The 21,590-nt window shown below is 70.8% G+C and carries 22 protein-coding genes, 3 pseudogenes and 1 riboswitch; of the genes and pseudogenes, 14 read left to right on the top strand and 11 right to left on the bottom strand.

Going from position 1 to position 21,590, the window contains the following annotated elements; translation table 11 throughout:
• Positions 1-62 precede the first annotated feature (62 nt).
• The 4 genes from ACWCXX_RS23925 (at position 63) to ACWCXX_RS23910 (ending at position 3,746) form a co-directional block, all read left to right on the top strand.
• Positions 63-839 carry a CoA transferase subunit A gene (locus tag ACWCXX_RS23925; RefSeq protein ID WP_451130402.1) on the top strand — a complete coding sequence of 259 codons (777 nt, stop codon included), beginning with the start codon at positions 63-65 and terminating at the stop codon, positions 837-839.
• A gap of 1 nt (position 840) precedes the next feature.
• On the top strand, positions 841-1,500 hold the full coding sequence (locus ACWCXX_RS23920) for a CoA transferase subunit B (RefSeq protein WP_451130400.1): 660 nt from the start codon (positions 841-843) through the stop codon (positions 1,498-1,500).
• Between the two features lie 412 nt (positions 1,501-1,912).
• A complete protein-coding gene (locus ACWCXX_RS23915; RefSeq protein ID WP_451130398.1) occupies positions 1,913-2,653 on the top strand; it encodes a lysophospholipid acyltransferase family protein in 741 nt (246 codons plus the stop codon).
• Positions 2,654-2,696: 43 nt separating this feature from the next.
• Entirely contained in the window at positions 2,697-3,746 is a 1,050-nt protein-coding gene (locus ACWCXX_RS23910; RefSeq protein ID WP_451130396.1) for an NAD-dependent epimerase/dehydratase family protein, read from the top strand.
• 69 nt (positions 3,747-3,815) lie between these two features.
• On the opposite strand, the gene ACWCXX_RS23905 is transcribed toward ACWCXX_RS23910, so the two are convergent.
• The 7 genes and pseudogenes from ACWCXX_RS23905 to ACWCXX_RS23875 form a co-directional block, all read right to left on the bottom strand.
• On the bottom strand, positions 3,816-5,393 hold the full coding sequence (locus tag ACWCXX_RS23905) for an alpha/beta hydrolase (RefSeq protein ID WP_451130394.1): 1,578 nt from the start codon (positions 5,391-5,393) through the stop codon (positions 3,816-3,818).
• Between the two features lie 471 nt (positions 5,394-5,864).
• Positions 5,865-6,121, bottom strand: a pseudogene (locus ACWCXX_RS23900) (urease accessory UreF family protein); the annotation flags it as partial.
• A gap of 173 nt (positions 6,122-6,294) precedes the next feature.
• Complete coding sequence (locus ACWCXX_RS23895) at positions 6,295-6,579, bottom strand: type II toxin-antitoxin system Phd/YefM family antitoxin (protein WP_451130392.1); 285 nt, start codon at positions 6,577-6,579, stop codon at positions 6,295-6,297.
• A gap of 1,115 nt (positions 6,580-7,694) precedes the next feature.
• Complete coding sequence (locus ACWCXX_RS23890) at positions 7,695-8,114, bottom strand: ankyrin repeat domain-containing protein (protein WP_451130390.1); 420 nt, start codon at positions 8,112-8,114, stop codon at positions 7,695-7,697.
• Between the two features lie 21 nt (positions 8,115-8,135).
• On the bottom strand, positions 8,136-8,441 hold the full coding sequence (locus tag ACWCXX_RS23885; protein ID WP_451130388.1) for a hypothetical protein: 306 nt from the start codon (positions 8,439-8,441) through the stop codon (positions 8,136-8,138).
• Positions 8,442-9,751: 1,310 nt separating this feature from the next.
• Positions 9,752-10,255 (bottom strand): annotated as a pseudogene (locus ACWCXX_RS23880) (GNAT family N-acetyltransferase); the annotation flags it as partial.
• 31 nt (positions 10,256-10,286) lie between these two features.
• On the bottom strand, positions 10,287-10,586 hold the full coding sequence (locus ACWCXX_RS23875; protein ID WP_451130386.1) for a hypothetical protein: 300 nt from the start codon (positions 10,584-10,586) through the stop codon (positions 10,287-10,289).
• A 463-nt stretch (positions 10,587-11,049) separates the two neighbouring features.
• Between ACWCXX_RS23875 and ACWCXX_RS23870 the strand changes: the two genes are divergently transcribed.
• From ACWCXX_RS23870 to ACWCXX_RS23860, 3 genes are all read left to right on the top strand, one after another.
• A complete protein-coding gene (locus ACWCXX_RS23870) occupies positions 11,050-11,685 on the top strand; it encodes an ATP-dependent Clp protease proteolytic subunit (RefSeq protein WP_451130506.1) in 636 nt (211 codons plus the stop codon).
• Positions 11,686-11,692: 7 nt separating this feature from the next.
• Positions 11,693-12,001: a hypothetical protein gene (locus tag ACWCXX_RS23865; RefSeq protein WP_451130384.1), complete on the top strand. Its 309-nt coding sequence runs from the start codon at positions 11,693-11,695 to the stop codon at positions 11,999-12,001.
• A 392-nt stretch (positions 12,002-12,393) separates the two neighbouring features.
• Positions 12,394-12,566: riboswitch (cyclic di-AMP (ydaO/yuaA leader) on the top strand.
• A gap of 3 nt (positions 12,567-12,569) precedes the next feature.
• Complete coding sequence (locus tag ACWCXX_RS23860) at positions 12,570-13,043, top strand: C40 family peptidase (protein WP_451130382.1); 474 nt, start codon at positions 12,570-12,572, stop codon at positions 13,041-13,043.
• An 81-nt stretch (positions 13,044-13,124) separates the two neighbouring features.
• Here the strand turns inward: ACWCXX_RS23860 and ACWCXX_RS23855 are convergent, their stop codons facing one another.
• Positions 13,125-13,556, bottom strand: coding sequence for an ATP-binding protein (locus ACWCXX_RS23855; RefSeq protein WP_451130380.1), 432 nt, complete (start codon positions 13,554-13,556; stop codon positions 13,125-13,127).
• A 199-nt stretch (positions 13,557-13,755) separates the two neighbouring features.
• On the opposite strand from ACWCXX_RS23855, the gene ACWCXX_RS23850 reads away from it, so the two are divergent.
• Positions 13,756-14,616, top strand: coding sequence for a helix-turn-helix domain-containing protein (locus ACWCXX_RS23850; RefSeq protein ID WP_451130378.1), 861 nt, complete (start codon positions 13,756-13,758; stop codon positions 14,614-14,616).
• Between the two features lie 24 nt (positions 14,617-14,640).
• Positions 14,641-14,850, top strand: coding sequence for a DUF397 domain-containing protein (locus ACWCXX_RS23845; RefSeq protein ID WP_451130376.1), 210 nt, complete (start codon positions 14,641-14,643; stop codon positions 14,848-14,850).
• Here the strand turns inward: ACWCXX_RS23845 and ACWCXX_RS23840 are convergent.
• A complete protein-coding gene (locus tag ACWCXX_RS23840) occupies positions 14,843-15,985 on the bottom strand; it encodes an 8-amino-7-oxononanoate synthase (RefSeq protein ID WP_451130374.1) in 1,143 nt (380 codons plus the stop codon). The two genes, ACWCXX_RS23845 and ACWCXX_RS23840, sit on opposite strands and share 8 nt — an antisense overlap.
• Positions 15,986-16,127: 142 nt before the next feature.
• Between ACWCXX_RS23840 and bioB the strand changes: the two genes are divergently transcribed.
• The 4 genes from bioB (at position 16,128) to ACWCXX_RS23820 (ending at position 20,187) form a co-directional block, all read left to right on the top strand.
• Positions 16,128-17,312, top strand: a complete 1,185-nt coding sequence (gene bioB, locus ACWCXX_RS23835; RefSeq protein WP_451130372.1) for a biotin synthase BioB — start codon at positions 16,128-16,130, stop codon at positions 17,310-17,312.
• The gene (locus tag ACWCXX_RS23830) at positions 17,305-18,609 is read left to right on the top strand and encodes an adenosylmethionine--8-amino-7-oxononanoate transaminase (protein WP_451130370.1); all 1,305 of its coding nucleotides are present in this window, start codon (positions 17,305-17,307) and stop codon (positions 18,607-18,609) included. Before bioB ends, ACWCXX_RS23830 begins: the two co-directional genes overlap by 8 nt.
• 1 nt (position 18,610) lies before the next feature.
• Positions 18,611-19,300 (top strand): dethiobiotin synthase, encoded by a 690-nt coding sequence (gene bioD / locus ACWCXX_RS23825; protein WP_451130368.1) that lies wholly within the window; start codon positions 18,611-18,613, stop codon positions 19,298-19,300.
• Positions 19,301-19,509: 209 nt separating this feature from the next.
• Positions 19,510-20,187, top strand: a complete 678-nt coding sequence (locus ACWCXX_RS23820) for a class I SAM-dependent methyltransferase (RefSeq protein ID WP_451130366.1) — start codon at positions 19,510-19,512, stop codon at positions 20,185-20,187.
• A gap of 138 nt (positions 20,188-20,325) precedes the next feature.
• Here ACWCXX_RS23820 and ACWCXX_RS23815 read toward each other — a convergent pair whose 3' ends face one another.
• Together ACWCXX_RS23815 and ACWCXX_RS23810 are read right to left on the bottom strand one after the other, a co-directional pair.
• Positions 20,326-20,697 carry a fic family toxin-antitoxin system, toxin component gene (locus ACWCXX_RS23815; protein WP_451130364.1) on the bottom strand — a complete coding sequence of 124 codons (372 nt, stop codon included), beginning with the start codon at positions 20,695-20,697 and terminating at the stop codon, positions 20,326-20,328.
• Complete coding sequence (locus ACWCXX_RS23810; protein WP_385330706.1) at positions 20,694-20,921, bottom strand: antitoxin; 228 nt, start codon at positions 20,919-20,921, stop codon at positions 20,694-20,696. The genes ACWCXX_RS23815 and ACWCXX_RS23810 overlap by 4 nt, the downstream gene beginning before the upstream one ends.
• Before the next feature lie 418 nt (positions 20,922-21,339).
• Between ACWCXX_RS23810 and ACWCXX_RS23805 the strand changes: the two are divergent.
• Positions 21,340-21,590: pseudogene (locus ACWCXX_RS23805) on the top strand (transglycosylase SLT domain-containing protein); the annotation flags it as partial.

Below are 21,590 nucleotides of genomic sequence, written 5' to 3'. Positions count from 1 at the left end.
GTTGTACTGGCACCGGCTCCGACCTGCGAGGTCATCCCGGTTGCCCTAGGGAAAGGGACCGTATGGGTCTGGACAAGACAGTCGCGAGCGCGGCGGCGGCGGTGGCCGACATCCCCGACGGGGCCTCGCTCGCCGTGGGCGGCTTCGGGCTGTGCGGCATACCGGGCACGCTGATCGACGCCCTCCGGAACCGGGAGGTGGGCGGACTCGACATCGTCTCGAACAACTGCGGCGTCGACGACTGGGGCCTCGGCATCCTGCTCTCCGGCGGGCAGATCTCCCGGATGACGAGTTCGTACGTCGGGGAGAACAAGGAATTCGCCCGTCAGTACCTGAGCGGGGAGCTGGAGGTCGAACTCGTGCCGCAGGGAACCCTGGCGGAGCGGCTGCGGGCCGGTGGCGCGGGCATTCCCGCCTTCTACACGCCGGCGGGCACCGGTACCCAGGTCGGCGAGGGCGGGCTGCCCTGGCGCCACGCCGCCGACGGCTCGGTCGCCGTGGCCTCGCCCGCCAAGGAGACCCGGGAGTTCGACGGGCGCCCGTACCTGCTCGAACACGGCATCACCACCGACTTCGCGCTGGTCCGTGCCGAGGTCGGCGACCGGCACGGGAACCTCGTGTTCCACTCGTCCGCGCGCAACTTCAATCCGCTGGCCGCCATGGCGGGCCGGATCACCATCGCCGAGGTGGACCGCCTCGTCGAACCCGGGGAGCTCGCTCCGGACGAGGTCCACCTCCCCGGCATCTTCGTCCAGCGCGTGGTCCGGGTGAATCCCGGCGACCCCGCGGCCGAGCGGCGCGTCGAACGCCGTACCGTCCGGCAGGAAGGCGGCGTCTGACATGGCCCTCACCCGTGAGCAGATGGCGGCCCGAGCCGCCCGGGAGCTGACCGACGGCAGCTACGTCAATCTCGGCATCGGCCTGCCCACGCTCGTCCCCAACCACCTGCCGCCCGGCATCGAGGTGGTCCTGCAGTCCGAGAACGGCATCCTGGGCGTGGGCCCGTACCCGACCGAGGACGAGCTCGACGCCGACCTCGTCAACGCCGGCAAGGAGACCGTCACCACCCTGCCCGGCGCGTCCTTCTTCGACTCCGCGCTGTCCTTCGGCATGATCCGCGGCGGTCACATCGACGCGGCCGTGCTGGGCGCCATGCAGGTCTCCTCCTCGGGCGACCTCGCCAACTGGATGATCCCCGGCAAGATGGTCAAGGGCATGGGCGGTGCCATGGACCTCGTGCACGGCGCGGGCCGGGTCCTCGTCCTCATGGAGCACACCGCCAAGGACGGCAGTCCGAAGCTCGTGCCCGAATGCACCCTGCCGCTCACCGGCCGGGCCGTCGTCCAGCGGGTGATCACCGATCTCGCGGTCGTCGACGTCACCCCGGACGGCTTCGTCCTGGCCGAGCTGGCTCCCGGCGTCACCGTCGACGAGGTCCGGGCCGCCACGGCGGCGGACCTGATCGTGCCGGAGGGCGTCGGCGCCGTGCCGGTGTTCTGAGCGGCACGCGTCCGCGCGCTCCGACCGGTCGCCGCCGGGCTCCGCGCAGTCCCTCCGGGGGCCGCGGGCCCGGCGGCGCTCCCGCACCGCCTTTCACCCGAATGCGGTTGTCCGGGGCGGCAGTTGTACCGGACCGCCGGTCCGGGCGGCGTTCGGCGGCCTGGCAGAATGCAGCCCCTGGAGCCGATCCGGGAGAGCTGGGTTCTTTCGTTCGGATCGGGGCGGGTCAGTGAGCGGGGTCCGGTGCGTGTGATCGCAAGGCGGAGGAGGGAGACAATGGCGGAGCCATGGCGAGTGACGACAACGCGGCGAGCAATGGGCCTCCCCTGCTCGAGCGAAGCCGAGAGCTCGGGGAAGTGCCGGGGCACGCGAGCCCGGCGTGATCCGCACGAGAGGCCCTAGGAGCCGCCCTGTGTTCTACTACGTGCTCAAATACGTCGTCCTCGGACCACTGCTGCGGTTGTTCTTCCGCCCCAGGATCGAGGGCCTGGAGCACGTTCCGCGGGACGGTGCGGCCATCGTCGCCGGCAACCACCTGTCGTTCTCCGACCACTTCCTGATGCCCGCGATCCTCGAACGGCGCATCACCTTCCTCGCCAAGGCGGAGTACTTCACCGGGCCGGGTGTGAAGGGACGGCTGACCGCCGCCTTCTTCCGCAGCATCGGGCAGATTCCGGTGGACCGTTCCGGCAAGGAGGCGGGGCGGGCCGCGATCCGGGAAGGGCTCGGGGTGCTGGACCGGGGCGAGCTGCTGGGCATCTACCCGGAGGGCACCCGCTCGCACGACGGCCGGCTCTACAAGGGCAAGGTGGGGGTGGCCGTCATGGCGATCAGGGCGCAGGTGCCGGTGGTGCCGTGCGCGATGGTGGGCACTTTCGAGATCCAGCCGCCCGGCCAGGTCCTCCCGCGCATCAAGCGGGTCACCATCCGTTTCGGCGAGCCGCTGGAATTCTCCCGCTACGCCGGCCTGGAGGACCAGAAGGCGGCGGTCCGGGCGGTCACCGACGAGATCATGTACGCGATCCTGGGGCTTTCGGGGCAGGAGTACGTCGACGAGTACGCGGCGAAGGTGAAGGCCGCGCAGGCCGAACAGGCCGGGTCGGCGGAGAAGTTCCCGAAACTGCGACGCCGTCGGCGGATCCGCGCTCGGTGAACTCCGCTGTTCCGGGCCGCGGCCCCGGTCTAGCGTCCTTGCCATGACCAAGGGAAACGTGTGGGTCCTGGGAGCGACGGGACAGATCGGGCGAGTGGCCGTGCGGGCACTCGTCGAGGACGGCTGGGAGGTGACGGCCGCCTCGCGCGGCGGCGGCAGGGACGCCCGGTGGGACGGAGCGGTGCGCACGGTCGCGCTCGACCGGGACGAGGACGGGGCGCTCGCGGCGGCGCTGGGCGACGGCTGCGACGTGCTGGTCGACATGGTGGCGTACGGCGCGGATCACGCCCGGCAGTTGACCGGGCTCGCCGACCGGATCGGTTCGGCGGTGGTGATTTCCAGCGGTGCGATCTACGAGGACGACCGGGGCCGCAGCTTCGACACCCAGGGCGAACCCGACGGCGCTCCGCGCTATCCCGTGCCGATCCCGGAGTCGCAGCGCACCGTGGCGCCGGGCGACGCCACGTACGGGACGCGGAAGGCGCGGCTGGAGCGGGATCTGCTGGCGGCCGGGGAGGCGCTGCCGGTGACGTTGTTGCGGGCCGGGGCGATCCACGGGCCGCATTGCCGGTCGCCGCGCGAGCTGTACTTCGTGAAGCGGCTGCTGGACGGCCGCGAGCGGCGGGTGCTCGCCTTCGGCGGGCGGTCGCGCTTCCACCCGGTCCATGTGTCCAACCTGGCGGAGCTGATCCGGCTCGCCGCTCTGCGGCCCGGTTCGCGGGTGCTCAATGCCGGGGATCCGCAGGCGCCGACGGTCGCGGAGATCGGCGAGGCGGTCGACGCGGTGCTCGGCCGGAGCCCCGAGACCGTGCTGATGGCGGGCGCACCCGGGGAGGACGGGGTCGGGTCGACGCCGTGGAGCAGTGCCCACCCCATCGTGTACGACATGGCGGCCGCCGAGCGGGAGCTCGGGTACCGGCCGGTGACGGATTACGCGCGGTCGTTGCCGGAGACGGTCGAGTGGCTCGCCGCGCGGCTGGCGGCCGGGGACTGGACGGAGGTGTTCCCCGCCATGCTGCGGGCCTACGGCCGGAAGCTGTTCGACTACGCGGCGGAGGACGCCTGGCTGGAGGCGTACGACCGGAAGGCGTGAGGTGCGGGGTGGGCGCGAGGCGCGGGCGGCCGGTGGTGCCTGGCCGCCCGCGCCGGGGTCCGCCGTCCGTTACGGCTTCGGCGTGGCGTGCGGGGCGCACGTCACGTCGTGGCGGTCGGTGCTGCCCGTGAGCAGGTAGGCGTCCACCCGCTCGTTGACGCAGGGGTTGGTGATGCCGGTGACTCCGTGCGAACCGGCGTCCCGCTCGGTGATGAGCCGCGAGCCCTTGAAGCGCTTGTGCAGTTCGACGGCGCCCTGGTACGGAGTGGCGGCGTCGCGCTCGGACTGCACGATCAGCACCGGCGGCAGGCCCTTGCGGGTCTTCACGTTCAGCGGGGTCTGCTGCTTGGCCCCCCAGGTGGCGCAGGGCAGGTTCATCCAGGCGTTGGCCCAGGTCATGAACGGGTAGTCCTTGTGCAGCCGGGTGTTGTCACGGTCCCAGGTGCGCCAGTCGGTGGGCCACTTGGCGTCCGCGCACTCGATCGCGGTGTACACGGCGTTGCCGTTCTCCGCGGTGATGTTCCCCGCGATGTCCGACATGTCCGGGCCGGCTGCGTCGATCAGTGCCTGGGTGTTGCCGCTCCGGTAGTCGCTCCAGGTCCGGGCGGTGGACACCCAGGTGGAGTCGTAGTAGGGCGCCCGCTGGAAGAAACCGATGAGCTCGGCGGGGCCGACGACGCCGCCGATCGGGTTCTTCTTGGCCTCGGCGCGCAGCTTCAGCCACTCCTGCTCGACCTTCTCGGGGGTGTCGCCGATGTGGAAGGCGGCGTCGTTCCGGGCGACCCATGCCTTCCAGTCGTCCCAGCGCTTCTGGAAGGCGATGTTCTGGTTGAGGTTGGCCTGGTACCAGATGTTGTCCTTCGCCGGGTCGACGACGCTGTCGACGACCATGCGGCGGACGTGGTCCGGGAAGAGCGTGCCGTAGACCGCGCCCAGGTAGGTGCCGTAGGAGACGCCCAGGAAGTTGAGCTTCTTCTCGCCGAGTGCGGCACGGATGACGTCCATGTCGCGTGCGGTGTTGGGGGTGGTCATGTGGGGCAGCATGTCGCCGCTGCGTTCGGCGCAGCCGGCCGCGTACTCGGCGGCGAGCTTGCGCTGGGCGAGCTTGTCGGCCTCGGAGTCGGGTACGGGGTCGGCCTTGGGGGCGCTGGCGTACTCCTGGGGGTCGGTGCAGGAGATCGGCGCGGAGTGGCCGACGCCCCGCGGGTCGAAGCCCACGAAGTCGTAGGCCTTCGCGGCGTTCGCCCAGATCGGGTTCTTGGTGACGACACGCCTGGGGAACGCCATGCCCGAGCCGCCGGGGCCGCCCGGGTTGTAGAGCAGCGCGCCCTGTCGCTCGCCCTCGGTGCCGGTGCTGACGTGCCGGTCGACGGCTATTCGGATCTTCTTGCCGTCGGGCCTGGCGTAGTCGAGCGGCACGGTCACCCAGCCGCACTGGATGGGCGAGGCGATGCCCCAATCGGCCGGGCAGTCCTGCCAGTCGATGCCGGCCCTGGCGGCCCGTTCCGCGGCGAGCCGGACGCCACGTGCCTCGGAGCCGCGGTCGTGACGGCTTTCGGCAGTGGCCGCGGGCGCGGATATCGCGCCGGCCACGAGTGTGCCCGCGATCAAAGCGCCGGCCGAACCGAGCACTGCGGTGCGTCTCAAGTGGAACCCCCATCGGATCCGAAGCGCCACCGGTGGCGGCGCGGTTCATTCGTGATCTCCCGCGGATCCTGTCTCCTGTGGGGTTCCTGAGAACAGATCGCACATGCACTTCTTTATCGAATCGATAACCGGCCATCGGTGTCCGCCAACCGGTGTTCAGCCCACGCTTTCCATGGCTGATTCCCGTGCCTCGTCGTATGCGTTCAGCGCCTCGGCCAGGACCCGGCGCAGCGGGGGCGGTGGCGGTGACGAGCGCGGCGGGGCCGGCCGACGGGGCGAGTACGGCCGTCGGCCCCAGCAGCTGTGCTTCGGGGCGTCGTTGGGTGAACGCCGGGCCCATCAGGAGGAGTTGTCCGACGGCCCGGTGACCGCCGGCCCCTCCCAGCCGCCGGGTTCGCCAGGCCCGTACGACGTCTCCTGGTCGAGCAGCGGGCGGCCGTCCCGGTGCACGGTGATGCGGCTGGTGAGGGCGGCGGGGTCCTCGGCGTGCCGGCCGAGCTCGGGTGCGAGCCGGGCGAGAACGGCGGCGACCCGAAGGGGTCGAGGAAGAGCAGCCGGACGACGGCGGTGGCGGGCCCGCCGACGGATTCGTACGCCGCCGCGTACGCGGCGTCCAGCAGTGCGAGACCGGCCGACCGGGCGGTCAGGCCCAGCACCACCGGCCGGTGGGCGCCGCGCGGCCGGGTCGCGGCGAGCGCCTCGGGTTCGGGGCGGGCACAGCGGGACAGCCCTCAGCGGCACTCAACAGATTGTTGAACGCTGCACGAGTGTCTTACAGCGAGGTATTGCACATTGGAGCCGAAGTTTTCCGGCGCGTTAACCGCCTCTTTGCCACCCCATGGGCGTGGACCCGCGCGCCGACCGACCGCGGACCGGAACACGAGAGGCCCCCTCGCTCCCCTCAGCCGCCCGGCTCCCGGTGCCGGGGGTGCTCCGCCGCGATGCCGAAGCGCTGCTGTTCGCCGGGAGCGGACGGCGCGGAGCCGATCGAGGAGACCGAGCTGATCGCCCGCTCCTCGGCCGCCGCCTCGTCGCTCTCGAGTCGCTCCAGGTCAGCGGCCGAGACCAGCGCCACCAACGGCTTTCCGTGCCGGGTCACGACCACGCGTTCGCCGCCGTAGACGACGCGGTTGATCAGTTCGGCGAGCTCAGCCCTCGCTTGCGTCACCGGAATCTCGTAGGCCATGCTCCCTAGCTTATGTAATGTCCACATGGTCCGCCGCGGTCCGTGGCGACAGCGAATATCCAGGTCAGAGGCTCTTGCGTGCTCCCGTGCGCTCTCGTTCGTGAGAGATGTGTGAGACGAAGAGTTCTCTGGTCACCCTGAATCCTGGCGGGTCTCAGCGGGGATCGACGCCTCACATGGCGTGATCGGGTTGGGGCGGCCAGATGTGCGCATCAGGTCGTCCGGCAGGATCCGTTTGCGGGACTGCCACGCTTCCGGGGTGAGTTCTACGCGTGTCCGACCAGGCGGGCGGATGCCCTGGTCGAACTCGTGGACGCGGTGTTGTGCGCCGATGGTCCGGTCCGGTCGCTGGTGGAACTGTCGCCGGTGGGCGAACACCGTCGCAGGCACGGCGGGCTCCATGATGCCCCGGCCGCAGGCCGGAGCGAAGCCGAAGCACGGATCAGATGGACAGCGGCCCCTGGAGCGCCGCCTCGACCCGCTGAGCACACCGCCCCGGCTGCCCGGCATCCCCGAACCACGAGCCGACGACCCGAAGCCCTTTCTCGGACACTGGAGCCCCTACGGCCCCTGAGACGACATCCTTCCAACACCCAACCGAGTGTCACGGAACGTCAGTGCCGAGAGGCGCGGGGCGAGGTCGGCCGACGGTTCGACGGCCGGCCTCCCCGTCCCTTCGAGGGGCTCGCCCTCGTACGACCGAGGGCTCCGCAGGCGGTCGGCAAATCGCGTATGACAATCCGTCAGAAACTGCATCGTTCGTGCGTCGAACATGCCGCTCGTGCATCGAATACGCGTCAAGGCAACGCACGTGACACCCACAGCGCACCCTCGGAGAAACAGCAGGTCAGCGCCCCTTCTCAGCAGGCTCAAGGATCACCACGCACGCGGAGCGTCATTCGAGCGTCACGACCAGGATGGATCAGCCTTGCTCGAACACCCTTTCCGCCCCATCGACCACGCGTCTGCCCACACGGCATCCGACCCGCCGGGAGCTTCACGCTTTGCGACCCAGAACAAACCCCCGTGACAGCCCCGCCAGGGTCGACGAAGCACATAGGGACACCCCAGCAGCACTCGGCAAACCGGAGGTGCCGACCGCCCGGTGGGGCAGCTCAAACAGTGAGGTTGCGCAGCCGCGCCAGGACGGCTTGCCGCTCCTCGGTGTCGTCGCTCCAGCCCTGTGCCCAGTCGAGCGCCGAGCCGCCCCCCGACTCCCGCAGGTGCGGGTCGGCTCCATGACACAGCAGCAGCTCGACGAGGGGCAGGTTCGCCTTGGCAGCGGCTGCGGCAAGTGGCAGTCCGCTGCGCCACCCCCGGGATTCGGCGTTGGGCAAGGCTCCGGCCACCAGGAGCAGCTCGGCACAGCGGTTTTCGCCTTGGACGGCGGCGAGATAGAGCGGTGTGGCTCCGTCAGGGTCGCGGGCGTCGGGATCAGCCCCTTGGGCGAGGAGTCGCCGGAGAAGGCCGACGCGGCCGTCACCGGCAGCCGCGGCAAGCCGCTTCGGCAGCTTCTTACGCTTTCTGTTGTTCACGTGTTTCCACGGGCGCGGGACCTACCGCCTGGAGCTGCGGAAGGTGCAGTGGTGCGCCCGGTACCCCTTTCCGTACTTCTTGCTGATCTGGGCCTGTACATCTCGCTGGGCGGACTTCTCGGCCTCCGACTTGCTCTTTCCCTTTCCGGTGCCCTTGAGCTGCTTGTCTCCGTGGTCGCCACTTCCGATCTTCTCGACACCACAGACGGCGGTGGAGTACCACGTCTTGGGCTTGGCCATGGTGGTGCCGGAGGCTTCGGCGGTTCCGGTGAGGGCGAGCAGGGCGCATGCCGCTGCTGCGGTCCAGCAGGCGATGGACTTCTTCACGGTGCCTCACTTTCGGTCGGTGGGGTGGACGTGGTGGCGCCCGGCGGCCACGATGGCATGCGCGGAGGATGGGATTGTGCGGCCGTTCAAGGCCGGAGTTGACGTGCGGAACGGTTCTTCGCCCGTCGTCACGGGGGTGGGCGACTCTTGCTGGGCATGGTGGTTTCACACCTTCGCGTGAGGTGGACCGAGAGGCCGTTCGCATTGCCTCGGACCGAGTGCCCGCGACCTGCGATCAGTTGGGCAGTGTCGAATTACCCGGAGATACTCGGATCCTCGCTGCCACTACAGATCCGGTGTCCGTGGGAACGAGGTGAGCAGCCGCCGGGTAGCGGGGAACGGCGGGTTGGGGTCGGAGGCTGCGAACGCCCGAGCCGGGTATCCCGCCGGATCCGTGAGACTCCAGCCGAGGACAGGGAACGGCTGCCGGCACTGACGCGGACGGTCGACGACGCGCGTGGCAGAGCCGCCTCCCTGCGTCTGGCGGGAGGGCCTGCCGCGCACGAGGCGCTGCACGCCTGCGCGCGCGGGATCGCACCCCGGGCTGGACGGTACGAGCCGCCGCAGTGCTGTCGGTGACGAACGAGCGGACGCTGCACGACGAGACTTTCCGGGCCGAGTTCAACCGCTGCGACACAGGCGGATCCAGACCCTCGCTGCGGGTACGGGCGCTGGTGGTGTCCGGATCAGTGATGTGGTTCGCGCGCGACCGTGCCGTCGGCCGAGCTGCTCGGTGGAGTCAGGAACGGCCGCCAGGGCCACGGCCATGTGCAACAGGTTCACGTATCCCCACCCGGACACTTCGAGAGGTCGGGCGAAGGTGCGCCCCTCCATCAGGGCAAGCATGAGCTCCGGCACACGCGGGCGAGGTAGGTGTCATCAATGGCCTGGCCGCGTATGTACGGCCACCGGGAACCCGCCCCGGCCGACAGGTCTGTCATGCAGTCGTGAATAAGGATCGGGAAGCCGACACCGGGATGAGCGAGGTAAAGCGAATCCGTAGCAAAGCGGCTCGTCGGGAGCTCCTGGGGGATGGTCTCCGTAGCGGTCACCCACGAAGAGGCTCGTCACCGGCTGACGACGAGTGCCCCACCGAGCGGACAAACGCCTCCGCCCTGTCCGGCGAGGCAGGGCGGAGGCGCTCTCAGGCGGCGGTGATCAGTGGAACATCCAGGCGTTCCCACGCCCCGAGCATTTCCTTGTGGGCATCAGGCTGGGGGTGTGATGGTGGAGTCGGGTGTTGAAACTCTCTGAATGCCCCCGGCCGGGGCTTCGCGTGGGCCCCGGCGTGCTGCGGATCGGTATCGGATCAGGTCGGTGCGAGGATCGACAGTCCAGTGGTTGGCTTCCAGGACTCGACCGGCGAAGGGCACGTCACGCTTGCCCAGGAGTCGGAAACCGAGGGCGCGGCAGATGCCGTTGGACCGGGCGTTGCTTGTTGCCGGAAATGCGTGTACCAGCCCCCACCGGCTGTCGTCGCGAGCCAGTTCGAGCAGCATGCGGACGCCCTGCTTGCCGAGTCCCCGTCCCTGGAACTCCGGCAGTACCATCCAGCCGATCTCGGAGATGCGCTCGCCGTCCGCGTCGTGGGGCCACAAGGTCACGGTTCCCGCGACCACGTCCGGCTCGGCCTCATCGGGCACGATCATCTTTGTCCAGTCGGTGCCCGCCACCGCCCGTTGAACATCGCGTTGGACCTTCGCCTCCATGCCTTCGCGAGGCAGCGGGCCGCCCAGTTCGGCCATCATGATCGGGTCGCATCGCATCCGGACGTAGGCGTCGACGTCGCCGTGCTCCACATCACGTAGCAGCATCTGTGTTGCTCCCTTGCCCTTGGATCGGATGTCATGGCCGGCGGCGGCTGACCTCCGCCGCGCAGGCGCCCCAGTCCCCGGCGGCGGCTTGCTCCCGGGCCAGCCCGGCGACGGGCCCGGACAAGGTGACCGCGATGTCGCCGAGACGGATGCGGACGGTCCCGTTCGTCTCTTCGATGTGACCGGCGGTCAGCCGGGAAATCGCCACTGGCCCCTGGGCATGAAGGAGCAACGGCAGGCCGGCCAGGCGGCCTTCGGTCCGGATGGTGTCGTCGTACAGCAGGCGGCGGGCGCGCTTTATCAGCGCTCTGGCTATGTGTCCGTCGACCACCTCGGCCGGCCTCTCACGACTCGCCACCTGCGTGAGGCCGCGTGCTCCCTGCAGCGGAAGCCGGAGCTGCGGGGGGGTCCGGCTCCACGACGCGCGCCCCTCGTGCCTCACGTTTCTTTCCGTCAACGGCGGGCCGAACGTCGCCCTCGCCGCATGGGCCGGGCATGCCAACGCCACCTTCATCGAGCGGATGTACGTCCACCCGAGCCCCGAGGACCTCCGCGTCGACTCGGACCACCTCACTCCTCCACTCGGTTTCAGTGCGGGCGAAGCAGCCTGATGATCAAGACGTCTGGAGATTGTGAGACCTCTGCCCTCGGCGAACAGCAGAAACAGCCTCTGAACTGGGATTTCCAGTGGATCACCAGGATCACGCCCACCATAATCTACTGTACGTCCTGTACATTTTTTACAGACACATGTGCAGGCTGCCGTGCAGACCCGAAGGAAAGGCATCGCCATGCTGTTCCGTCCCACCGCCCGCCACGTACTGCCCGAGTTCACCGAGCGCACCAGCAGCGGGACCCGCACTCTCGACCCGTACTCCAGGCTGCTCGCCGAGCGGATCGTCTTCCTCGGCACCCCGGTCGACGACGCGGCCGCCTCGGACCTGATCGCCCAGTTCATGTACCTGGAGCACGACGCCCCGGACCGGCCCGTCTCGCTCTACATCAACTCTCCCGGGGGCTCGTTCGGGGCCATGTCGGCGATCTACGACACGATGGAGTACCTCAGCTGCGAGGTGGAGACCTACTGCCTCGGCCAGGCCGGTTCCTGCGCGGCGGCGCTGCTCGCCGCGGGCGCCCCCGGCCGCCGTCACGCACTGCCCGGGGCCCGGGTGGTGGTGCAGCAGCCCGCACTCCCCGAACCGGTGCGGGGCCGGCCGTCCGACCTGGAGATCGAGGCGCGGGAGCTGGAACGGGTCCGCGGAATGCTCATCGACCTGCTGGCCCGTCACACGGGCCGCGACACCGGGCGGATCGCCACCGACATCGAGCGCGACCTCGTCCTCGACGCGGCGGGCGCCAAGGCGTACGGCCTGGTCGACCACATCACGGAGAGCCGCAAGGCGTCGCGCCCTGCGCACGGCGCGAGGTGAACGCCCGGTGCAACCGCCCGACTTCCCGCCGCTCCCCGCACTGACCCGCGCCGAGGGGGAGTTCATCGACCACTACCTCGAAGTCCTCGACCAGCTGGGCCGGATCAACCCGGCCCGGGGCAGCGACACCTACGGCGCGCTGCGCGCCGCACAGGCGCTGGTCTCACGGGCCGGCGACCTGCGGGACGCGCTGACACTGATGCACGAGCGCGGCGAGGCGCGGATCCACGCCGCCACCCTGGCCCGGGCGCTGCGCGTACTGGACGGGGAGCGGCGGGCCGGGCGCGTCACCGTACCACCGGCTCCGGCGAGTTGACCGACGCCCCCGGCCCTCCCGTCCGCCGGGGCACGCCAACTCCCCCGGCGGACGGCGGGCGTCACTCAACTCCCGTACCCGACACGCCCGGAGCGCGCACCGAAATTCCTCGCTCGTTCGGCGTAGGAGACCCCTCGCACGAGGGATTTCCCGACTTGCGTTTTTCGCGTACCCGGTGAACGGAATCAGGCATTCCGCCCCTGGTACGGGACCGCGCCGAACGTCCCGAACAGCCGTCGGAATCACCATGTCCACTCGAACGGGTCAGTCGTGAGGAGCCTCACATATCCCCGTTTCGGCTCGGAAATCCGACAGTGAGTGAGTCAAGATCCCTGGGACGACAAGCCCCCGCCACCGCGGCGGGGCGGTCCGGGCGGACGCCGAGTCCTGCCGCCGCTCGGATGCCTGGTCGACGGAAGTGGATCGGCAGGAGTGGAGGACCCGAGCACAACGGGTCGGCCGGAACATCGGTCGTCCCTCGGGGTGAAGCCGCCGAAAGCGGCCGGGCAACTTCGCCAGCCCGAACCCGACAGGTCATCCTTCACAGGCGGCTGACGAAGGGTTGCGCATGACTGCGCAGGTTCATGTCCCGTCTCTGCTCGCACGGGCCGGTACGGCCTCGGTTCTGACGCTCGCCGCCGTCGGCGGCACCATGCTCGCCCCGGGTGCCACCACGGAGGCCCAGGCCGCGACCCGGTCGATGAAGGCACTCAGCATTGCCGCGTCGAAGAAGGGTTCGCCCTACCGCTGGGGGGCCACCGGCCCCAACCGTTTCGACTGCTCCGGCCTGACGCTCTACTCGTTCAAGAAGGCGGGCAAGCAGCTGCCCCGCACGGCCCAGCAGCAGTACAACAAGACCCGCCACATCTCGGCCTCGCACCGGCAACGCGGCGACCTGGTCTTCTTCCACTACGGCCGCAGCGTCTACCACGTGGGGATCTACGCCGGGAAGGGAAAGATCTGGCACTCGCCGCGGACCGGCGCGGTGGTACGGCTGGAGAAGATCTGGACGAAGAGCGTCTACTACGGGCGGGTCCGCTGAAGCATGCCCGACGGCCCGGGGCTCGGCCCCGGGCCGCACTCCGGGCGGGCGGTGACGCCCACCGCCCGTCCGGCCCCGTCCTCAGTGGTGCGCGGGACCGGGCCACGGGAGCACGATCCAGACCGTCTTGCCGCCGTCGACGGTGGGGGTGACGGTCAGTCGGCCCCCGCACTCCTTGGCCAGGGTCCGGATGATGACCATGCCGCGCCCGTTGTCCTGCTGGACGGCCGCGGGCAGCCGCCTGGGCCAACGCGGATGACTGTCCGTCACCCCCAGTGACAGTTGTTCCTCCCGGTCCAGCCGGAGAGCCACCGTGAAGGTGGGCGACTGCCCGAAGGTGTGCTGGACGGCGTTGGTCGCGAGTTCCGAGACGATGAGCCGGATGCCGTCGGCGAATTCGGTGTCGGCTGCCAGACCCCATTCGGTGAGCACCCTGGCCACGTACTTCCGGGCCGCCGCGACCGAGACCGGCTCGCTCGGCAGAGTGACGCTTGCTTCCTGATGATCCGCCATGGCAAGCCGCCCCTTTCCCACCCGACCGACCTGCTGTCGGTCCAGGTCGTGCTTCGCGCCAGATTGCCACCGATGCCGCCCTCTGTAACGGTGATCCACCAAGATATGCATATATCTGTCGCCCGATGCGGTGAACCCCACCACGCAAAACCGTACGTGGGCGACAAACTGCCTGCTCGGCGGGCGAGGGAGGTCGTGGATGCGGCACGGTCCTGCGGTACGGCGTCGCAAGCTCGGGGAGGAGCTCCGGAGCCTGCGCCACGCGTCGGGGCTGACCAGCCGGGACGCCGCGCGGACACTCGGCTGGCACCAGTCGAAGGTCAGCCGGATCGAGACCGGGGTCAGCGGGGTGCGGCCGGCCGATGTGACCCGGCTGCTGGACGCCTACGGCGTGGACGACGCGCAGTTGCGGACCCTCCTGACGACCCTGGCGTGCTCGGCCGGCGGGGGCGGCACCGGATGGTGGCACGCCTATCGCGGCCTGCTCCCGCCCCAGTACCGCGACTTCATCAGCCTGGAGTCCCAGGCGCGGACCGCGCGCACCCTGGAGACCTCGGTGGTGCCGGGGCTCCTGCAGACGGCCGACTACGCGCGGGCGGTGACCCGGGCATCGCTGGAGGGTCTGCCCGCGGCCCGGCTGGACTCGCTGGTGGAGGTGCGCCTCGCCCGCCAGGGGGTGCTGCGCACCGATCCGCCGCTGCGGCTGAGCGCGGTGCTCGACGAGGCGGTACTGCGGCGGGAGGTCGGCGGGCGCCGGGTGATGAGGGAGCAGTTGCGTCATCTGGCCCGGGTGGCCCACCTCCCCCATGTGCGGCTCCAGGTGCTGCCGTTCTCGGTCGGCGGCTACGCCGGACTCACCGGACCTTTCGTTATTTTCTCATTCCCGAACACTTCTGATCTCGACGTGATTGTTCTCGACCATTTGACGAGTAGCCTCTATCTGGAGCGGAAAGAAGACCTTGAGGCGTACAGCTCGGCCTTCCGCACGATGCAGGCACACGCGCTGTCGCCCGAGCGCTCGTTGGACCTCATCGCCGCGATCGACCGCGGTGACCGGTGACTTCGGACCGCCCGAGAGGACGTCATGCCGGATTGCCCCGCACCACACGACTTACGGTGGCGGCGCAGCAGCCGCAGCACAGGTATGAACAACTGCGTGGAGACCGCTCCGTTCGCGGACGGGCGACGGCTGGCCGTGCGGGACTCCAAGAACGTGTCCGGACCGCCGCTGCGGTTCTCCGCGACAGCCTGGACCTCCTTCGTCTCCGGTCTGCGCCGGGAACCGTTCAGCTGACGGGAGCGGTCCGCCGCACGGTCGTCACGGCCGCGGCGATCTGTTCCCCGGTCAGGTCGGCGCGCGCGGTCAGTCGCAGCCGGGACACCCCGTCCGGCACCGACGGCGGCCGGAAGCAGCCCACGGCGACCCCGGCGGCGCGGCAGTCGGCCGCCCAGCGCACGGCGGCCTCCGCCGAGGGGGCGCGCACGGACACCACGGCCGCGTCGGGGCGTACGGCGCTCAGACCGGCCGCCGTCAGCCGCTCGTACAGGGCGGTGGCGACCTCGCGGGCCCGGCCGGCGCGCTCCGGTTCCCGGCGCAGCAGTCGCAGACCGCCCAGTGCGGCGCCCGCCGCGGCCGGTGCGAGGCCGGTGTCGAAGATGAACGTACGGGCCGTGTTGACCAGGTGCTCGACGACCCGGGCGGGGCCGAGGACGGCTCCGCCCTGGCTGCCGAGGGACTTGGAGAGGGTGAGCGTGGCGACGATCCCCTCGCCGCCCGCGAGCCCTGCGGCGGCGAGCGCGCCGCGGCCGCCTTCTCCCAGTACGCCCAGCCCGTGCGCGTCGTCGACGAGCAGCGCGGCGCCCTCCCCGCGGCAGACGTCGGCGAGGCGGGGCAGCGGTGCCGCGTCACCGTCGACGGAGAAGACCGAGTCGGTGACGGCCAGCGCCCTGCCGTCGTGCGTCCGCAGCGCCTTGCGCACGGCGTCGGGATCGGCGTGCGCGACGACGGCGGTCTCGGCCCGGGAGAGTCGGCAACCGTCCACGATCGAGGCGTGGTTGCCCGCGTCGGAGACGATCAGCGAGCCGCGTCCGGTGAGCGCCGTGACGGCCGCGAGGTTGGCCGCGTAGCCCGACGACAGCACCAGGGCCGCTTCGAAACCGCAGAAATCGGCCAGTTCACGCTCCAGTTCGGCGTGCAGTGCGGTGGAGCCGGTGACGAGCCGCGATCCGGTCGCGCCCGCGCCCCAGGTGCGTGCGGCCTCGGCCGCGGCGGCGGTGACCTCGGGGTGCCGCGTCAGCCCCAGGTAGTCGTTGCTCGCGAGGTCCAGGACGTCGGCGCCGGCGGGCCGGGGGCGGAGCGTGCGAACGAGCCCGGCGTCCGCGCGGCGGCGCGCCTCGTCGTCGATCCAGCCGAACGGGTCGAGGGGCATGAGCGATCCCTTTTGTAGGCAGCTCACAGACCCTAACCGCGGGTGCCGCAGGTCATGATGTGGCAATACACACACCCTCGACAGGCTCTGTTGTCCGGTTCCTCCTTGGCTGCGGGCCGTGCGGTAGGCCAGGATCATCGCCATGGACCTCCTGAACACGCTGGTGGACAAGGGGCTGCGGCGCGAGCTGCCGACCCGCGAAGAAGCACTCGCCGTACTGGCGACGTCGGACGACGATCTGCTCGAAGTGGTGGCCGCGGCCGGAAAGGTGCGCCGCCAGTGGTTCGGGCGGCGCGTGAAGCTGAACTACCTGGTCAATCTCAAGTCCGGTCTATGCCCCGAGGACTGCTCGTACTGCTCGCAGCGGCTCGGTTCGAAGGCCGGGATCCTCAAGTACACCTGGCTGAAACCTGACGAGGCGTCGAAGGCCGCCGCCGCCGGTGTGGCCGGGGGTGCCAAGCGGGTGTGTCTGGTGGCGAGCGGCCGCGGCCCGACGGACCGTGACGTCGACCGGGTGTCGGAGACCATCGAGGCGATCAAGGAGCAGAACGAGGGCGTCGAGGTGTGCGCCTGTCTCGGGCTGCTCTCCGACGGGCAGGCCGAGCGGCTGCGCTCGGCGGGCGCCGACGCGTACAACCACAACCTCAACACGTCCGAGGGGACGTACGGGGAGATCACCACCACCCACACCTATGCCGACCGGGTGGAGACCGTGCAGCAGGCGCAGGCCGCCGGGCTGTCGGCGTGTTCCGGACTGATCGCCGGGATGGGCGAGAGCGACGCCGATCTGGTCGATGTCGTCTTCTCGCTGCGCGAGCTGGACCCGGACTCGGTGCCGGTGAACTTCCTGATCCCGTTCGAGGGGACTCCGCTGGCCAAGGAGTGGAACCTCACTCCGCAGCGCTGTCTGCGCATTCTGTCGATGGTCCGGTTCGTCTGCCCGGACGTGGAGGTGCGGCTCGCGGGCGGGCGCGAGGTGCATCTGCGCTCGATGCAGCCGCTCGCCCTGCACCTGGTCAACTCGATCTTCCTGGGCGACTACCTCACCAGCGAGGGGCAGGCGGGCCAGGCGGATCTGGACATGATCGCGGACGCCGGTTTCGAGGTGGAGGGGACGGACACGACGACGCTGCCCGCGCACCGTGCGGAGTCCGGCGGCTGCGGTTCGCACGGGGGCGGCTGCGCGCCGTGCGGTGACGTGCCCGCGAAGGACGAGAACACGGCCGCGACGGGCACGGCCGCTTCTCCGGGGACGCCGGCCGCGCGCACGGATCTGGTGGCGGTCCGCCGGCGCGGCGCGGGGACGGATCTCGCCCCCAATGCGTGAGGCCATCTCCCCGGCCGAGCTGCGCGCCCTGGACCGGGCCCACGTCTGGCATCCCTACGGTCCGATGCCGGGGCGGCAGGAGCCGCTGGTCGTGGAGTCCGCGTCCGGGGTGCGGCTGCGGCTGGCCGAACCGGTCCACGGGCAGCGCGAGTTGGTGGACGGCATGTCGTCCTGGTGGTCGGCGGTGCACGGCTACAACCACCCGGTGCTCAACGAGGCGGCCCGGGGCCAGCTGGACCGGATGAGCCATGTGATGTTCGGCGGGCTGACCCACGAGCCCGCCGTGCGGCTGGCCACCCGGCTGGTCGAGGTCACCCCGGAGCCGCTGCGGCACGTGTTCCTCGCCGACTCCGGGTCGGTCTCCGTCGAGGTCGCGGTGAAGATGTGCCTGCAGTACTGGCGCTCGGCCGGGCGGCCGACCAAGCAGCGGCTGCTGACCTGGCGGGGCGGCTACCACGGGGACACCTGGCAGCCGATGTCGGTGTGCGACCCGGAGGGCGGGATGCACGAGCTGTGGTCGGGCGTGCTGCCCCGGCAGGTCTTCGCCGACGCGCCGCCGGCCGGTTTCGACGCGGAGCCGGACGCCGCGTACGCACGGCACCTGCGGGAGCTGATCGCCGAGCACGCCGACCGGCTGGCCGCGGTGATCGTGGAACCGGTGGTGCAGGGCGCGGGCGGGATGCGATTCCACTCCCCCGCGTATCTGCGGGTGCTCCGCGAGGCGTGCGACGCCCATGACGTCCTGCTGGTGTTCGACGAGATCGCCACGGGCTTCGGCCGTACGGGAGAGCTGTTCGCCGCCGGGCACGCGGGGGTCTCGCCCGATGTCATGTGCGTGGGCAAGGCCCTGACCGGTGGCTATCTGACGATGGCGGCGACGCTGTGCACCTCCCGGGTGGCGGAGGGCATCTCGCGCGGCGAGGTGCCGGTGCTCGCCCACGGCCCGACGTTCATGGGCAATCCGCTCGCCGCCGCCGTGGCCTGTGCCTCCGTCGACCTGCTGCTCGGCCGGGACTGGCGAGGGGAGGTGGAGCGGATCGGCACGGGGCTCCGGGACGGTCTCGCCCCGGCCTCGGAACTGCCGGGAGTACGGGACGTACGGGTACTGGGCGCGATCGGTGTCGTACAGCTGGACCACGAGGTGGACATGGCGGCCGCGACCCGGGCGGCGGTGCGGGAGGGCGTGTGGCTGCGGCCGTTCCGCGACCTCGTCTACACGATGCCGCCGTACGTGACCGACGACGAGGACGTGGCGCGGATCTGCCGCGCCGTGTGCGCGGCTGCGCGGGAGGGCTGAGATGACGGTTCTGGTGGTGACGGGCACGGGCACGGAGATCGGCAAGACGATCGTGACGGCGGCCGTGGCGGCGGTGCGCCCGGAGTGCGCCGTCGCGGTGCTCAAGCCCGCACAGACGGGACTCGCTCCGGGTGAGCCGGGGGACGCCGCCGAGGTGGTGCGGCTGGCCGGTGACCATGTCACCGCGGTCGAACTGGCGCGTTTCCCCGAACCGTTGGCGCCCGCCACGGCCGCCCGCAGGGCGGGGCTGTCGCCGGTGCGGCCGTACGAGATCGCCGACGCGGCAAACAAGCTGGCGACCGAACACGATCTCGTGCTGATCGAGGGCGCGGGCGGTCTGCTGGTGCGGTTCGACGACGAGGGCGCGACCCTCGCCGACGCGGCCCGGTTGCTGGCCGCCCCGGTGCTGGTCGTGACGCCCGCCGGACTGGGCACGCTCAACACCGCGGCGCTGACCTCGGAGGCGCTGCGGGCCCGGGGGCTCGCGTGCCGCGGTCTGGTGGTGGGCAGCATGCCCGCCGAGCCGGACCTGGCGGCGCGCTGCAATCTGGGGGATCTGCCGGCGGTGACGGGCGCGCCGCTCCTGGGCGCGGTGCCGGCCGGAGCGGGTGCGCTGGCGCCCGCCGACTTCCGCGCACGGGCCGGGAGTTGGCTCACCGCGGAACTGGGCGGGGACCGGCCGTCTGGCTGAGCGGCCGGACCGTGCAGTTCTCGGGCGGGAACCCCGGTGGGAAACGGGCGGCTCGGGAAAGGGGAACCCACCGTGCGCGACGCACGGCTCGGGGAAGGGGACACCTGCCGTACGGAACGGAGCGGGCGGGGAGATTTTGCGGTGCGGAGCGGGAAGAATCCAAGGAGAGCCGCACTCTTTGCCCGTGCGCCCGGCCGAGGAGGTCCGTCATGCGTCTGCGCAGCACGAGAATCCCCCAGGACGTGGTGCACCACCCCGTCTTCGCCCGGTTCTACGCCCGGCTGAGCGTGGTCGCGGAGACCAGGGCGGGGCTGGGCGCGGTGCGTGCGGAGCTGCTGGCCGGGCTGTCCGGCCGGGTCGTCGAGGTGGGCGCCGGCAACGGTCTGAACTTCGCGCACTACCCGCCCGGGGTGGCGGAGGTGGTGGCCATCGAACCCGAGCGCGGCCTGCGGCAGTTGGCGGTGCGGGCGGCGCTGCGGGCCGGCATTCCGGTGGACGTGGTGCCGGGCACGGCGGAGGCGCTTCCGGTCAAGAGCGAGGCGTTCGACGGAGCTGTCGCGTCGCTGGTGCTGTGCACCGTACGGGATGTGGAGCGCTCGCTCGCGGAGATCATGAGGGTGCTGCGGCCCGGCGGTGAGCTGCGCTTCTTCGAGCACGTGCGGGCCGACGGCCGGGCCATGGCGCTGACGCAGCGGGCGCTGGACCGTACGGTCTGGCCGCTGGTGGCGGGCGGGTGCCACACGGCGCGCGACACCCTGGCCGCCATCGAGCGGGCCGGGTTCGTGCTGGAGTCCTACCGCAGGGTCAGGATGCCGGAGCGGGGGATCCAGCTGCCCACGTCGTCATGCGTGCTGGGCGTGGCGCGGCGGCCGGGCGTACCGGTCTGACGCCCCGGTCCCGGCCCGCGCCGCCCGGCCCGGCGCGGTGGGTGCGGGGCGGATGCGTCGCCCACCGTGCCGCTCACGGGTGCGGCACGCCGGTCCACCGGGCGGTGCGGTGCGGGCGGCGCGGTGGGGTGCGGGCGCTCACAGGCTCCACTGGCGCAGTTCGTCGGCGATGGCCCGGACGTCCGCCTTGCCCTCCTTGACCAGCCTGGCCAGATCGCGTACCTGCTCGGGCGAGGTGACGACCTTGAGCCCGGAGGCCACGAGATAGCCGTACGCGACGGCGGAGGAGAACATCGCGTTGGAGTGTTCGAGCGCGGGGACGTGGAGCAGCAGTTGCAGGAGGGCGGCGGCCCTGGAGTGCGGGTCGCTGTAGATGGGGCTGCCGAAGATCTCGGCCTCGTGCCGGGCCACCGCGGCCACGAGCGCACCCCAGTCGACGACCTGCGGATCGCCGGGGGTCTTGTGCTCGGCCACCATGAGCAGCCAGGACAGGTCGATCTGGAGGTTCAACGCGTGCCTTTGCGCTCCGGGCCGAACTCCTCGGCGAACACCGACTCGTACTGCTTCATGAAGTCGGCCGCTGCCTCGACGAAGGTGTGTCCGACCTCGCCCGCGTCCTGCCTCACGAGCTCCTCTATGTAGCGGTTCACGCTCATCCCCCTTTGCAGCGCGCGTTGCCGCGCGGCCTCGGCGGTGGTCTCGTCCACTCTCACGTTCAGCTGAGTCTTGGGCACAGCACCACGCTAGCGCGCTTGTGCTAGCACCGGCAACAGCGGTTCCCGATGCCCTGCACACCCGTCGCCCACTCCCTCCCGAAGGGCTCCGTCGGGCCCGCGGGTGTGATGCCACCCATAGGACCTGGATCACATACTGCGACGGATAGTAGAAACGAAACCCCATTAACGGCTCTAAATAGCCACTAAAGCTCTCATTTCGGACATTGCTCCTTGTTCAGGTAGTACGTCACATCGTTGACCCTCACCCGGACCGCCGCTAACCATGGCTGTCATCGCGGAACCCGCCGGACCGGCCGGACACGTCCGAGGCCGTTCGCACCACCGCGCCGCAGGACCCGCCTTCGCACCGCCCCGCCCCTGGCACCCCCGTGCCCGGACCGGGGCACCGCATCAAACCTCAGGAGAACCCACCAGCATGTTCACCCGTACTCGTCTGCGCGCCCTGACCACCACCGTCGCCACCACCGCCGCGGCGGCCGCGGCCCTCACCCTCACCTCCACCTCCGCGCACGCCGCCGCCCCGGCCGCCGACACCCAGAACACCGCCCGGACCGCCACCACCCACGCCGGTAACCTCGACGGCTGGATCAAGGAGGCGCTGGCCGTCATGAAGGCCAAGGGCATCCCCGGCACCTACGAGGGCCTGCACCGCAACATCATGCGCGA

The organism is Streptomyces sp. NPDC001732 (assembly GCF_053596315.1).
The sequence above is the reverse complement of the archived record's forward strand: the minus strand, read 5'-3'. Positions and strand labels throughout refer to the sequence as shown.

Excerpts from the sequence above, each read along its gene's own strand:
- ACWCXX_RS23925 (WP_451130402.1), top strand. The coding sequence starts at position 63 with ATGGGTCTGGACAAGACAGTCGCGAGCGCGGCGGCGGCGGTGGCCGAC.
- ACWCXX_RS23920 (WP_451130400.1), top strand. The coding sequence starts at position 841 with ATGGCCCTCACCCGTGAGCAGATGGCGGCCCGAGCCGCCCGGGAGCTG.
- ACWCXX_RS23910 (WP_451130396.1), top strand. The coding sequence starts at position 2,697 with ATGACCAAGGGAAACGTGTGGGTCCTGGGAGCGACGGGACAGATCGGG.
- ACWCXX_RS23895 (WP_451130392.1), bottom strand. The coding sequence starts at position 6,579 with ATGGCCTACGAGATTCCGGTGACGCAAGCGAGGGCTGAGCTCGCCGAA.
- ACWCXX_RS23860 (WP_451130382.1), top strand. The coding sequence starts at position 12,570 with ATGACTGCGCAGGTTCATGTCCCGTCTCTGCTCGCACGGGCCGGTACG.
- ACWCXX_RS23855 (WP_451130380.1), bottom strand. The coding sequence starts at position 13,556 with ATGGCGGATCATCAGGAAGCAAGCGTCACTCTGCCGAGCGAGCCGGTC.
- ACWCXX_RS23850 (WP_451130378.1), top strand. The coding sequence starts at position 13,756 with ATGCGGCACGGTCCTGCGGTACGGCGTCGCAAGCTCGGGGAGGAGCTC.
- ACWCXX_RS23845 (WP_451130376.1), top strand. The coding sequence starts at position 14,641 with ATGCCGGATTGCCCCGCACCACACGACTTACGGTGGCGGCGCAGCAGC.
- ACWCXX_RS23840 (WP_451130374.1), bottom strand. The coding sequence starts at position 15,985 with ATGCCCCTCGACCCGTTCGGCTGGATCGACGACGAGGCGCGCCGCCGC.
- bioB (WP_451130372.1), top strand. The coding sequence starts at position 16,128 with ATGGACCTCCTGAACACGCTGGTGGACAAGGGGCTGCGGCGCGAGCTG.
- ACWCXX_RS23830 (WP_451130370.1), top strand. The coding sequence starts at position 17,305 with ATGCGTGAGGCCATCTCCCCGGCCGAGCTGCGCGCCCTGGACCGGGCC.
- bioD (WP_451130368.1), top strand. The coding sequence starts at position 18,611 with ATGACGGTTCTGGTGGTGACGGGCACGGGCACGGAGATCGGCAAGACG.
- ACWCXX_RS23820 (WP_451130366.1), top strand. The coding sequence starts at position 19,510 with ATGCGTCTGCGCAGCACGAGAATCCCCCAGGACGTGGTGCACCACCCC.